The 13,625-nt window shown below is 39.5% G+C and carries 11 protein-coding genes; 8 read left to right on the top strand and 3 right to left on the bottom strand.

What is annotated here, in order from left to right; genetic code table 11:
- Window positions 1-210 precede the first annotated feature (210 nt).
- From FAZ15_RS21475 to FAZ15_RS21465, 3 genes are read right to left on the bottom strand one after another with little or no spacing between them, the layout of a single operon-like run.
- A complete protein-coding gene (locus FAZ15_RS21475) occupies window positions 211-852 on the bottom strand; it encodes an MgtC/SapB family protein (protein WP_136903430.1) in 642 nt (213 codons plus the stop codon).
- An 11-nt stretch (window positions 853-863) separates the two neighbouring features.
- Entirely contained in the window at window positions 864-3,245 is a 2,382-nt protein-coding gene (locus FAZ15_RS21470) for an endonuclease MutS2 (RefSeq protein ID WP_136903429.1), read from the bottom strand.
- A gap of 4 nt (window positions 3,246-3,249) precedes the next feature.
- Entirely contained in the window at window positions 3,250-4,083 is an 834-nt protein-coding gene (locus FAZ15_RS21465; RefSeq protein WP_162305027.1) for a DUF4296 domain-containing protein, read from the bottom strand.
- Between the two features lie 81 nt (window positions 4,084-4,164).
- On the opposite strand from FAZ15_RS21465, the gene FAZ15_RS21460 reads away from it, so the two are divergent.
- From FAZ15_RS21460 to FAZ15_RS21425, 8 genes are all read left to right on the top strand, one after another.
- Window positions 4,165-4,854 (top strand): YggS family pyridoxal phosphate-dependent enzyme, encoded by a 690-nt coding sequence (locus tag FAZ15_RS21460; protein ID WP_136903427.1) that lies wholly within the window; start codon window positions 4,165-4,167, stop codon window positions 4,852-4,854.
- Window positions 4,855-5,682, top strand: a complete 828-nt coding sequence (locus FAZ15_RS21455; RefSeq protein WP_136903426.1) for a DUF3298 and DUF4163 domain-containing protein — start codon at window positions 4,855-4,857, stop codon at window positions 5,680-5,682.
- A 29-nt stretch (window positions 5,683-5,711) separates the two neighbouring features.
- Window positions 5,712-6,980: an aspartate kinase gene (locus tag FAZ15_RS21450; protein ID WP_136903425.1), complete on the top strand. Its 1,269-nt coding sequence runs from the start codon at window positions 5,712-5,714 to the stop codon at window positions 6,978-6,980.
- Window positions 6,973-8,157, top strand: coding sequence for a THUMP-like domain-containing protein (locus FAZ15_RS21445; RefSeq protein WP_136903424.1), 1,185 nt, complete (start codon window positions 6,973-6,975; stop codon window positions 8,155-8,157). The genes FAZ15_RS21450 and FAZ15_RS21445 overlap by 8 nt, the downstream gene beginning before the upstream one ends.
- Before the next feature lie 132 nt (window positions 8,158-8,289).
- Entirely contained in the window at window positions 8,290-9,285 is a 996-nt protein-coding gene (locus FAZ15_RS21440; RefSeq protein WP_136903423.1) for an LLM class flavin-dependent oxidoreductase, read from the top strand.
- A 158-nt stretch (window positions 9,286-9,443) separates the two neighbouring features.
- Window positions 9,444-10,424: a 2,3-diaminopropionate biosynthesis protein SbnA gene (sbnA, locus tag FAZ15_RS21435; RefSeq protein ID WP_136903422.1), complete on the top strand. Its 981-nt coding sequence runs from the start codon at window positions 9,444-9,446 to the stop codon at window positions 10,422-10,424.
- Entirely contained in the window at window positions 10,421-12,229 is a 1,809-nt protein-coding gene (locus tag FAZ15_RS21430; RefSeq protein WP_162305026.1) for an FAD/NAD(P)-binding protein, read from the top strand. Before sbnA ends, FAZ15_RS21430 begins: the two co-directional genes overlap by 4 nt.
- On the top strand, window positions 12,213-13,622 hold the full coding sequence (locus tag FAZ15_RS21425; protein WP_136903420.1) for a type III PLP-dependent enzyme domain-containing protein: 1,410 nt from the start codon (window positions 12,213-12,215) through the stop codon (window positions 13,620-13,622). The genes FAZ15_RS21430 and FAZ15_RS21425 overlap by 17 nt, the downstream gene beginning before the upstream one ends.
- Window positions 13,623-13,625 lie beyond the last annotated feature (3 nt).

Below are 13,625 nucleotides of genomic sequence, written 5' to 3'. Positions count from 1 at the left end.
AGATTTTGCATTATAAGTCACTTAACATAAACTTAATATGAAATCAACCTCGGTTCAAAGAGGTATTATTTAAAAAATACTTTGCTCCATTTCAGAAATTAAAAAAAACGTCAAAGAAAATTAAAAATTCTTACACTTTTATCAGTACAACTACTGAAAAATTTAAATTTTAACAAAATTTAACAATTGTGAATTGTGGAAAAGTTTTTTTTAAAGATTACGGAAATGATCTACATAATCTAACGCAACTATTTCTTCACTAGCTCTCCGGATGTTTTTCCGATTACCTGTTACTTCATATACAACGGTCAGATGTCCACCATTTTTCTCGAGTCCTTTACGGTTTAATTTCACGCTATGTGTCAACATGAACTTTTCAAATTCATCCAAGTAGTCTATTTTAATGTCTCTAAATGTTACATGGATCGTCCTTAGGTGGTAGATATTAGCCATATACAGTTCCAATTTTTGGAATAGTGAAAGAATAATAACCATACAAATGGTCAATGCTATGCCAAATTGAAACTCGCCAAACCCAACAATCATTCCAATAGAGGCCATGGTCCATATCACCGCTGCCGTGGTCAAACCTTGCACACTGAACTTGCCCTGATATATAACACCTGCCCCTAAAAAGCCTATACCCGTAATGATATTAGCCGCTATCCGATCGTCCGAAATATTACCCATTCTAGAGAGCAAGGTAAAAATCGTTGATCCAAAACAGATTAAGATTACTGTTCTAAAACCGGCAGATTTATTTTTAAATTCACGCTCAAAACCGATTATACTTCCACAGAGAATGGAAATTAAAATAGCTTGTGTATTGTCATTAAATGTCCAATCAAACATATCTGTTAATTTTAATTGATGTACGCATAGGTTATTCCATCTCCTCCTCGATCAGCATGCTCATCTTCAAATCTATTCACATGGCTATATTTTCGCAAATAATCCCGAATAAACTTCCGCAATATTCCGTCGCCTTTGCCATGCACTATTTTTAGCGTCGGATACCCTATCATCACCGCACGATCCAACACCAATTCTATCTTCTGCAACGCATCTTCCGTGCGCATCCCTCGTACGTCGATCTCCGGTTGAAAGTCAGCTACTGAATCCGTTGAGAGGCTACCCAGTCGTTTAATAGCTTTCGATTTTTCCTTACTCCGTAGTTTCGTAACACGGTTCTTTTTCACTACCGTACGAAGTTCCCCTAAAGCAATTATCAAACTACTGCCTTTTGTTATTTCTAAAATCTCCCCCTCAGAACCCGAATCTTCGATCCGTACCCAATCTCCTATCTGTAGCTCCACATGTCCAACATCCGCAATTTTAGGTTTTACAACTTTCTCTTTTAAATCTGAGGTATGTTTATCCAACTGCTGATTTAATCTCAATCGGATCTCTTTTGTCTTATCTTTATCTGCCTGAACAGATTTTATTTCAGAAATCGTATTCTCGACCAACTTATTTGCATCCTTCAGTATCGATTTTGCTTCTTCCTTGGCCGTTCGGATAATTTCCTTTTTATTTTCCTCCATATATGCCTGTAAGGACTCGTATTTGGCTTTCAATTCTTCAACCTCCTTCTCCCGTCGGATTACAGCCTTCTTAGTATCGTATATCTCTTTTTTATCTCGTTCTAAGTCAACCAATAGTGTGTCCACTTTCTTTTGCTGCACACCGATTTTCTGTTTTGCAGCCTCGAGGATTTCTTTTGGTAATCCAATTTTTTGGGCAATTTCAAATGCATATGAACTCCCGGGTTTACCCGTTTGGAGTATATAAAGCGGTTTCATCTGTTGATTATCGAATAGCATAGAAGCATTTTCCAACCCTTCCGCGTGGCTTGCAAACAATTTTAGATTCGAGTAGTGCGTTGTGATCACTCCTCTTACTCCTTTTTTATTCAATTGTTCTAATACGGCTTCTGCTATCGGCCCTCCAAATTGCGGGTCAGTTCCTGTCCCAAATTCATCTATAAGCACCAATGTACGTGCATTTGCAAAGCCCGCAAAATGTTTCATTTTCGACAAGTGAGCGCTGTATGTACTCAGATCACTTTCAATAGATTGATCGTCGCCGATATCTGCAAAAATTTGTTTGAATATGCCTACCGTAGAAGTCTCATCTGCAGGAATTAAAAGACCGGACTGCAACATCAACTGCAATAGTCCGACCGTTTTCATACACACAGACTTTCCTCCTGCATTAGGACCGGAGACGAGAATAATACGATCTGTACCATCAATTTTAATATTCAGGGGCACTACCGGATGTTGATTACCTTTTTTAGCGTTTAAAAACAATAAGGGGTGTCTGGCATTGACCAAGTTGACATCTGCTTCTTTCGAAAGAAGGGGCATCACCGCATCAATATCTATTGCAAATAACGCCTTAGCTCGTACAAAATCCAACTTGGTAAGCAGGCCGTGATAAGCGAGTAAGAGGGGTACATGTGGACGTAGTTCACTTGTCAGGTCGGTCAGGATACGGATCACCTCCCGTCGTCTCTCAAATTCCAAATCCCTAACCTTATTATTCAGATGAAATACCTCTTCTGGCTCAATATAAGCAGTTTGTCCCGTAGCCGATTCATCATGAATCAGTCCCTTTACCTTCCGCTTATTTTCCGCCAGAATAGGGATACACAACCGGCCATCCCGTATCGTCAGCCCACTATCGGCAGTCCATCCATTGCTTTGTGCCTGTTTAAAAACAGTATCCAACCGTTTACGTGCTTCTTGTTCGCTTTTTAAAATCTGCTGACTTAAATCTAGAAGTAAACGCGAGGCATTGTCCTTCATCTTACCCCGATCATCCAATACCATTTCGATTGATCTTACAATTGATTTTTCAATCGGGAGATGTTCAAACAACAATTCGAGATGAGCATATTGCCCCTCTCTTTCATTAAAATATCGGATAATGGCGTAGACCGTACGAAGTGAGCGCAACATACTGTACAATTCTTCTTCGAAGAGAAAACTTCCTTCTATTTTTGCTTTCTCTGCCAACGGCTTAATCGGATAAATATGATCTACGGGCAAAGGTGCATCGTGCTGCAAGATATTTTTAAATTCTTGAGTTTGACGCAGGAAACGGTCTATTTGATCTATTTTTACTTGAGGTTGAATTTTCTCAACCATCAATTTTCCAGCTTCACTCAGACATTTTTCTTTTATTAAATTCCTAATATCCGTGAACCCTAACTTATCTATTGCGTTTTGAGGATAAATCATACTTCTACAATAATTTAGGTCGTTGTAAAGGCCTCAGCGTATTTGGTACAGAACGCGGAACATTTCTACTGGTATCCGACCAAGGCTTTAATGCCTCAGGATGCAACTCAACTGGCAATTCCTCTACAGGAGATCGTTCAATGGGCTGATCTCTATTAAGCCGATCTTCATTAATCGGAGGTATTGTATCGGTAGGTAGTGTTTGAGGCACCTTAACAACCGGTGGAGAGATGTGAACGCCATATGCTTGAATAGCAACATCAGAGTGGTCATAAAACATTCTTGTATATTCAGCATATGTCAATTCGGTCGTATCCAATACCACGTTGGAAATAAGATTTCTCATATCATCCACATTTTTTTGCAATCGGTATACCCTGTTGATGCTATCCTGCCGATACGCATTACGCAATGAATCCTTGACCATAATCTCTTTATTGTATCCTTCCAACTTTTTCTTCACATCTCCATATATTTTTTCGGTCAAATTTGGATCTCCCATATAGTGACTAAGGTTTTTGGCAAAAGTAGTCGAATCCAACCCATACTTTTTAAAAATTTCCTCATACATTACAGGCAGGACTTTAACCGCACTATCTTTGCTCAATGTAGAAAGATAACCATCTATCAAATGCACCTCCGTCATCAATTCAGACATTTTCCGTTCAGACAGTTGACTGCCAGTCCCCTCGCCCTTGCAGGAAACAACCAAAAAAGACGTTGCGATCAGTGGTAACACCAACAACCATGAAAACCTCACGAAGGTTCTTGAAGACCATTGGATACGAACACTCTCTGAAAAAAACGAAAATATTATAACAAATAATAAGCGTTGCATTTTGTAAATTTGTACAAAAATACGAAAAGGCATTGTAATCATTGCTTTTAGATAGATCATTCCCAAAATATTATTGCATACATGAGCATCACAACGAATATAGAAGAAATACAACAAGAATTGGCTCCACTAAGCGTAACATTGGTTGCTATTTCCAAAACAAAATCCAACGAAGATATATTAGAAGCCTATAACGCTGGACAGCGATTATTTGGAGAAAATATGGTTCAAGAGCTCGTAGACAAATACGAAGCACTTCCAAAAGACATCGAATGGCATTTAGTAGGACATCTTCAGACCAATAAAGTAAAATACATTGCACCTTTCATTTCATTGATCCACTCTGTGGATTCATTCAAGTTATTAAAAGAAATCAACAAACACGCAGTAAAGAACAATCGTGTAATTGATTGTCTTTTGCAGGTGTTCATTGCGGAGGAGGAAACTAAGTACGGCTTTGACCATGCTGAATTGATTGAAATGTTTCAACAAGCGGAGTTTGCCGAGCTGAAAAACGTGCGCATCAGAGGTTTGATGGGTATTGCAACAAATACCGATAAAGAAAAAGAAATTAAGGAAGAATTTTATGAATTAAAAATGCTTTTCGATGGCGTGAAAGTGAGCTATTACCGTAAGGAAGATACGTTCGATATACTTTCGATGGGCATGTCTTCCGATTATAAATTAGCAATAGAACGAGGCAGCAACATGGTACGGTTAGGCAGTACAATATTCGGCAAGCGGGTGATCAAACATTTTAAAACAGTATAGATGGCTATTCACTGGATGCATAAACTCATCTATATTATATTGTTAGTTGTTTTTATCTGGGCTTGTGGTATCGAAAATAACGATAAATCGACATCAGCTAAAAATAAACTGCCCTTTTTGGAAGATACCTTGCAATTTAGCTATGTAGATTTCAATGAGATCAGTCCCTATTTCGCCCTCCATAACGATACGATTGATACTGCATTTTATTCCATAAGATATCCTCAATTTAGTATTCAAAAGTACAACGATTTATTAAAACCTCATATCCTCATTGAAGGTGAAAACACTGCTCAAGATGCGGCGGATAACTTTATTATGGGATACAATGAATTTGTAGAAGATGAGGCTACAAGACAACTTCACTTTGCCTGGTATCGCAAAATTGAGTGCCTGATTACGATAAATACACCATTATTCTTTTCCATGAAAAATAAGCTCTCCGAATATACCGGAGGAGCACATGGAAATAATTACGTATTTTGGTCCAATTTTGATATTTTAAAAGCCGAAAAAATTGAGCTCACTGATGTTTTAGCAGAGAATAAACAAGAAGAATTAACTAAAATTGCAGAACGATATTTTATTGAGGTCGAGTCCATCCAAGATACGACATCACTGGACAGCTCCTATTTTTTTGAAGGGGGTAAATTTAAACTCAATGACAATTTTGGTTTCACAGAAAATCATCTTGTCTTCTATTACAACGAATATGAAATCAAGCCCTATTCAGAAGGTACAACGGAAGTCCGTATTCCATATGAGAAAATACACGGCTTATTAAACATCCGAGGTAAGCAGTATATCGAAAGTATCAAGAAAAATTAGAAAAATAAATCTATTATATTTAAGAATTAATGCAAGTATTCAAGTTTGGAGGCGCATCAGTGAAAGATGCAGAAAGCATAAAAAATGTCACTGCTATCATTTCAAAATACAAAGATCAAGAGCTTCTTGTGGTCGTATCTGCAATAGGAAAAACGACCGATAAACTGGTGGAAGTAACGAAGAATTATGTAGACCAAACTGGAGATGCCTTTGTTCAGCTCCATGCCGTTAAAAATGATCATTTCAATATATTAAAGCAATTATTCGACACGGAGAATCATCCTATATTCGATGAAATTGCAAATTGTTTTGTTGAAGTGGAATGGATCTTGGAAGAAGAACCCCAAGATTCTTTTGACTATCTATTTGACCAAATTGTTTCACTGGGTGAAATTCTATCATCTAAGGTGTTGGCGGCTTACTGCCAGTTGAGCAACATCAGTGCTAAATGGGTCGATGCTAGGGATTACATTCTTACCGACAATACCTATACCGAGGCAAACGTGGATTGGGAAAAAACGGAAGATAAAATTCGAAGGGATATTCCATTTATATTAGATGAGCATGTCATTATTACACAAGGTTTTATTGGCTCCACATCCGAGAATTTCACAACGACGTTAGGTCGAGAGGGATCAGATTATTCGGCCGCCATCTTTGCATCCTGTCTGAATGTAGAAGATATTACCATCTGGAAAGATGTTCCCGGAGTACTTAATGCAGACCCAAAATGGTTTGACCAAACTGAATTAATCCCCGAATTATCTTATACTGATGCGATCGAGTTGACGTACTATGGGGCGACAGTAATCCATCCAAAAACAATAAAACCATTACAGAATAAGAAAATCACATTAAATGTACGTTCTTTCATCAATCCGGAAAAAAATGGAACAAAGATCCGTACGACCAATCAAACTTTACCCGTACCTTCTTTTATTTTCAAGGTCAATCAGGTATTCATCAACATTCAACCACGCGATTTTTCCTTCATCGTTGAAGATAATTTAAGTCATATTTTTAATTTATTCCACCAAAACCGTATTAAAATAAATATGATGCATAACAGTGCGATCAGTTTTTCAGTGAGCATAGATGATACCGGCGAAAATGTGTGGAAATTATTGGAGGATCTCGAAAAACGCTATAAAGTAAGCGTAGCTTCTGGTCTAGAATTGATAACGATTCGCTATTACAATCAACAAACTTTGGATAGAGTATTAGTAAATAAGGAAATAATTCGCGAACTTAAGGACAGTTACACTTGCCAAATGCTAGTGAGAAATATAGATGAATAAACGCATTTTAGATAAGGACATACAGCAGTTCATCAAAGAAAATAGAGAGAAATCACCTTCTGCTATTGCTTTGAAGAAAAGTCCTTTTCCAGATGTGAATTCTTCAGAACTAGCCGCTCAGATCGATGGTTGGCAGCGTAGCGTTCGTAAATTACCGACATGGGCTTTTTCCTCTCCTATTTATTATCCAGACAAGATCAATCTTGAACAATGTTCTTCTGAACACACCGCACTGGTAAAACAAACCCTTATAGCAAAAGGTGCCCGCGTGATCGATATTACAGGCGGATTCGGAGTGGATAGCTGTTACATGGCACAAGAGGCCGAGGTCGTCATTCATTGTGAACTTAATAAAAATCTATCTGAAATCGTAACGCAGAATGCGATAGAACTCGGTGTTCAAAATTTGATATGCCTCGCGACAGATGGTGTCGCATATGTAAGTCAACAAAAAGATGACGCGCTGGATTATATTTTTATCGACCCCTCCCGTCGGGTAAACCACGCAAAAGTTTTTTTATTAGAAGACTGTGAACCCAATATCGTAGCATTACAAGATCTATTCTTTCAAAAATCCCATACCATTATCAGCAAACTGTCCCCTTTATTGGATATATCGGCGGCCTTGCAGAAACTACGACATATTAAGCGGGTATACGTGATCAGTGTGGATGGCGATTGCAAAGAACTATTATTTGTGCAAGAGCGAAATTATGAGGGAGAGGCAGTTATTTCAGCAATACGGATTTTTCAAGATCAGTTACAGCGTCATTCATTCACGATTCAAGAGGAAAAGGTAACATTAATTCGTGCCTCCGATCCGCTGCATTATTTGTACGACCCAGATGTATCCGTTACCAAAGCCGGTGCATTCAAAACCATAGCGAAACGCTTTGATCTATACAAATTACACCAGCACACACATTTGTATACTGCTAACGACATTAAAGATCATTTCCCCGGACGTATATTCGAAATCCAACAGGTTTATTCTCTGTCCAATTTCAAGAAAGAAAATAGAATCTATCAAGCGAACGTTGCTACAAAGAATTATCCTGTGAAAGTGGCCGATATTCGCAAAAAATTTAGAATAAAAGACGGGGGTAAAGACTTCCTTTATTTTACAACCGATATGACAGGTAATCATATTGTCATACATGCACACAGAGCACGATAAAAGACAGTAAAATTACAAAGTCTATATTGATTCATTGTATCTTTAAATTATGAAATATTCGGCCGGTCGTAGGCGAGAACAAGCTTACCCACACTCCATGGAGCCGGCGGGTTCACGAAGAAACAACAACATATGGATCACATTAAATTATCTGCATTAGAATTAGCTACAATTAGCAAAGGATCAACAACCTCTGAAGCAATTGAAAGATCGGTCATCGGCGCTCAATATATCGAAAAATTAGGCTATCACCGGATCTGGTTTGCCGAACATCACAACATGCAGCATATTGCAAGTTCGGCTACGGCTGTATTAATAGGACATATCGCCGGAAGGACAAATACGATCCGCGTAGGTTCAGGCGGAATTATGCTCCCTAATCATTCTCCATTGGTTATTGCCGAACAATTTGGCACATTAGAAAGTATATATCCTAATCGTATAGATCTGGGTCTAGGTAGGGCCCCAGGTACAGATCAGGTGACGGCAATGGCCCTACGTCGGAATAATCTCAACACTTCCTTTTACTTCAAAGATGACGTATTGGCACTCCAACAGTACTTTGATGAGAACAATGTCCAGGCCAAGGTACGTGCCTTTCCCGGTGAAGGACAAAATATCCCCATCTATATATTAGGGTCGAGTACAGATAGCGCCTATCTTGCCGCAGAACTGGGGCTTCCTTATGCATTTGCAGCCCATTTTGCTCCTGCAATGTTATCCCAAGCGACCGAAATATATCAAAAGAATTTTAAACCTTCGGCACAATTAAACGAACCGTATACTATGGTCTGTGTAAATATTGTCGCAGCAGATTCGTATGACGAAGCGAAATACCTTTCCACGAGTTTATTCAACATGTTTGCAGGTATTCTTACCAATCGACGCATACCCTTATCCCCTCCTACCGAAAAACCCATTTACGATGGAATAGCTGAAATCGAACAAGCGGTACAGAGCATGGTATCATGCACTTTTATCGGTACCGAAAATGATATTCGCTCAGAATTAGGAGATTTTATAGCTCGTTATCAGGTTGATGAGATCATCACTACAAATTATATCTTCGACGATGCTAAGCGCCTGCATTCTTTTGATATTACAGCTCGTGCGTTGTTAACGAAATAGGTTAAAACCGCTAAGGCGACATTTGCCGAATTTGTAAGGATGGTACATTGTTATATGATTTGGACGTTTTTGCACTTATCACTCCGGTCTCAGCCTTTGAAATGCGCGAAACAAAACCTACTTCCAAATTGTTATAAAGTAGCAATAGCACTTTATATATGATCAAAAATCAGACAATGGAAGGGATACTATCCCTTATTGGAAATACACCTTTAGTACATTTGGAAAACATATTTGCAGAATACGGTTTTGAGTTCTATGGTAAAATGGAAATGCAGAACCCAGGAGGAAGTATTAAAGATAGAACGTCTTATCGAATTATTACGCATGCACTCCAAGAAGGGAAAATAAGTAGCGATACCATTATCATTGAGTCTACCTCAGGCAACATGGGGATCGGCTTGGCGCAGATATGCCTATACTATGGTCTAAAATTAATACTCGTTGTAGATCCGCATATTAATCCACAAGCTGCCAAACTATTGGAAACATATGGCGCCGAATTCGTCACCGTCACCGAACATGACGGTAAGGGAGGTTATCTAAAGACACGATTAGAAAAAGTCCAAGAATTATTAGCAAAGTATCCAAACTCCTTTAACCCCAATCAATATCATAATCACGACAACCCCCTAGCCCATCGACATACCGTCAATGAAATTCACCAATCCTTGGGTTATTTTCCCGACTATATACTCATTCCCACTAGTACCTGTGGCACGCTAATGGGGTTCGCCAAAGAACTCCATCGTCAGAAAGCAAAAACCAGAGTTATAGCAGTCGACGCTGTTGGGTCGGTTATTTTTGACGACGATCCGCAGTTACGCCGTATTCCGGGCATGGGATCCAGTCAACATTCCGAGTTTTTAGATCAGAATTTAATTGAGCAGGTAATACATGTCCACGATGAGGAATGTATTATGGGATGCCATGAGCTTCTGCAAAAAGAAAGTATCTTAGCGGGAGGTTCATCTGGAGCTGTAATCTCCGCTATTGAAAAGATAGCAAACAAAATTGAGCGAAAAGCTTCTGTAGTCGGGATATTCGCCGATAGAGGCGAAAGGTATTTGGATACTATCTACAATAAGGAATGGATCAGTCGACATTTTCCGAATACCGTAAAAATAAAAAATGTATGATTTGGCAATCCAAACATATTACACAACACGGGTTAAAATCCAAAAAAATCATATCGGATAAAACCATTGAAATCAAGGATCTAAGACCATCACCTGCAACAGAATGTATCGCTATAGTAGGTGGTGGCCCAAAAGGATTTTACGCCTTAGAAAGACTTTTGGCACAATTAAAAGATGCCGAAAGCACTACAAATCTGGAGATTCATATTTTCAATACCAATTCCTTTTTTGCATGTGGACAAAACTATCGTCCCGATCAACCTGATTACTTACTCATCAACTATGCGATCGGTAATATCGATGCATGGGAAGTACAGCAAGCACCTCAAATCGTAACGCAGCGTTTAAATCTAACAGAGTGGATTAAGCACAATAAACATGAGCAATGCCCAGAAGTCAATCCCAGAGATTTTGCGTCCCGGGAATTGGTTGGCTATTATTTAATGGATTGCTTACAACATGTCGTACAGGTTGTTCCGAAAAATGTTTCGATCCGTCTCATTAGCACGCAAGTCGAAGATATCATAGAATCGACCTCCACCTATACATTATATGCCGACAATCAACGATTACCTTTTGCATATGAGTCCATCCTCCTAGTTACAGGTAATAGTTATCACAATTCCTATTTGGAAAACGCACAGCAGCATGCCCATGTGACCTGCTTTAATTCCGCCTATCCTATCCGACAACTGGATCTTATACCCGATCAAGCAGACGTCGCAATACAGGGATACGGACTCACTTTTACAGACGTTGCCCTACACCTTACCGAAGGTCGTGGTGGCAGATTTGAATATCAGCATAATGAATTAATCTATATTCCATCAGGAAGAGAGCCGATACTTTATCCTTATTCCCGCAATAATTTAATGATGCTACCGCGGAGTGGAATGCTGCCCGAGGAAAAATATGAACTGATATTTTTCACAGACCATTATATAGACAGCGTACGACAGCGCAACCGAGAAAATAAGATATCCTTTAAGAAAGATATTGCACCGATCCTACAGAAAGAAATTCAGTATGCCTATAACAGACTGGCACGTGAGGATGATGGCCTAACAGAAATGGAAGTAATCGACAAACTTTTCTTTCCCAACAAAGATCTTGATAGTCCGCAGCTTGAGAACTACCATCAGTACATGCTGGAAATCACACAATATATGCAGGAGGAAGCTGCAAAAGGAATTTCGGCAAGCCCATTCATGCTTGCCGTACACGCCTGCAGGGCATGTCTGCTTCAAATGGCAAAAGTTTACAACTTCTGTGGAATGGACGGAAAATCGCACGAATATTTTGATAGAAAATGGTCTAGCAACATGAATAGGCTTAGTTTTGGCCCCCCAGCCGAAAACAGTAAAAAAATCCATGCACTGCTGAAGGCGGGATACATACAAGCCAAGTACGGTAAGCTGCCGGCATTCCGGTTCAATTCCAATGGTCTCGAACTTTTCAATGATTACTACACGAAAACATTTCAATACCATATTGACGGCCGGATTGCCAAACCGAATTTAGCAGCTGCTAATAACCATCTGTACGGCAATCTGTTTAAAAGTGGAATGGTGCGAGAGCTCATCAATGATTCGTATCACACCGGATCAATAGCGATCCATTCCGATGGAACGCTAATCGGAAAAGAAAATTCGATGTTATATGTCTATGGCACTCCCACCGAAGGTAATGTGCTTGATAATGACACCCTTTCCCGAAAATCATATAATTTCGGAAATATCTGGGCGCATAAGACAGCCAGTTTAGTAACCACGAAGTACAAGAAACAATATGAGCACAGCCTATAAGCACACACCTTTAACGCCCATAATAGCATCATGGGTAAATGAGATCATACGCAATAAACAATTAATACAAGGGGCGATAGAACAGCATCACTCTCCTATTAACATTCATCATCTGCGCAGTTTTGAAGAAAATATAACAGCCTTTAAAGCTGTATTTAAAAAATACGAACTCAAACACCAGGTATTTTTTGCACGCAAGGCGAATAAAGCTATTTCCTTTGTGAAATCCGCCAAAGAAACAGGCGCCGGGGTAGATACCGCAAGCTTTCGCGAACTAGATCAGGCTTTAAAAGAAGGTGTTCCACCTCATCATATCGTGCTCACGGCAGCCGTTAAAAACGACAGGCTTATTGCGTTAGCCGTTAAAAACCAAATCCCCATTACGGTGGATAATATAGATGAATGCAATCTAATCCATGAGATCTGCGAAGAACTCGATACGCAAACTCCGATCTTGGTCCGAGTAAGTGGATTTGATTTTATAGGTCATAAAATGTCGAGCAGATTTGGATTTGACATCGATCTGGCAAAGGAATTGATCAGCCAGACTTTGCCTTCGAGATACCCCCGATTCAACTATCTAGGGCTTCATTTTCATTTGAACGGTTACTCCATTCCGCAGCGTGGAGAAGCGTTGTTGCAATGCATTGCGTTAAGCGACCTCCTGCGTGCCCAACGTATTGAAACGCAGATCATCGATATTGGTGGCGGGTATCTGATCAATTACTTATCTTCCCGACAAGAGTGGGATTCCTTTTTAGCAGAACTGAAATCATCTGTGCTGTATCAGCGTACCCCCATTACGTACGACCGGGATCCGCTGGGAATGACTATTTTGGATGGCCGTATTTACGGAGAACCCGCAGTATACCCGTATTACAATGAAGTGAACAAAGCTCGTTTTCTGGAAGAAATTTTAATATACAAAAATAGAGACGGGATCCCTATTCACGAACTTATTCACGATCGTGAAATCGAGCTCCGAATAGAACCCGGGCGCAGTACACTCGATCAAGCCGGTATTACGGTTGCAAAAGTAGCTTTTCGAAAACCGGATACCAATGGGGAACTGTTGATTGGATTGGAAATGAACCGTACACAATTACGGAGTTCAAGTGCAGATTTCCTACTGGATCCCATTCACCTTCCGGCAACAGAAGGCAGTGAGGAGGAAGAATATTATGGGTATTTAGTTGGGGCTTACTGCTTAGAACAGGAATTTATCCTGAAACGGAAGATCAAATTTAACGCGTTTCCTCAAATCGGGGATCTCATTGTATTTGTCAACACTGCCGGTTATATGATGCATTTTTATGAGTCTGAGGCACATCTCTTCGAATTAGCGAAAAACCTGGTTTACAACCAAGACTTACAACAACTTATTGAAGATTAGCAA

The sequence above is a fragment of the Sphingobacterium olei genome (assembly GCF_005048855.1).
GTDB lineage: Bacteria > Bacteroidota > Bacteroidia > Sphingobacteriales > Sphingobacteriaceae > Sphingobacterium > Sphingobacterium olei.
The sequence above is the reverse complement of the archived record's forward strand: the minus strand, read 5'-3'. Positions and strand labels throughout refer to the sequence as shown.

Bases quoted from the DNA above. Each gene is read 5' to 3' on its own strand.
- FAZ15_RS21475 (WP_136903430.1), bottom strand. From the start codon at position 852: ATGTTTGATTGGACATTTAATGACAATACACAAGCTATTTTAATTTCC.
- FAZ15_RS21470 (WP_136903429.1), bottom strand. From the start codon at position 3,245: ATGATTTATCCTCAAAACGCAATAGATAAGTTAGGGTTCACGGATATT.
- FAZ15_RS21465 (WP_162305027.1), bottom strand. From the start codon at position 4,083: ATGCAACGCTTATTATTTGTTATAATATTTTCGTTTTTTTCAGAGAGT.
- FAZ15_RS21460 (WP_136903427.1), top strand. From the start codon at position 4,165: ATGAGCATCACAACGAATATAGAAGAAATACAACAAGAATTGGCTCCA.
- FAZ15_RS21455 (WP_136903426.1), top strand. From the start codon at position 4,855: ATGGCTATTCACTGGATGCATAAACTCATCTATATTATATTGTTAGTT.
- FAZ15_RS21450 (WP_136903425.1), top strand. From the start codon at position 5,712: ATGCAAGTATTCAAGTTTGGAGGCGCATCAGTGAAAGATGCAGAAAGC.
- FAZ15_RS21445 (WP_136903424.1), top strand. From the start codon at position 6,973: ATGAATAAACGCATTTTAGATAAGGACATACAGCAGTTCATCAAAGAA.
- FAZ15_RS21440 (WP_136903423.1), top strand. From the start codon at position 8,290: ATGGATCACATTAAATTATCTGCATTAGAATTAGCTACAATTAGCAAA.
- sbnA (WP_136903422.1), top strand. From the start codon at position 9,444: ATGATCAAAAATCAGACAATGGAAGGGATACTATCCCTTATTGGAAAT.
- FAZ15_RS21430 (WP_162305026.1), top strand. From the start codon at position 10,421: ATGATTTGGCAATCCAAACATATTACACAACACGGGTTAAAATCCAAA.
- FAZ15_RS21425 (WP_136903420.1), top strand. From the start codon at position 12,213: ATGAGCACAGCCTATAAGCACACACCTTTAACGCCCATAATAGCATCA.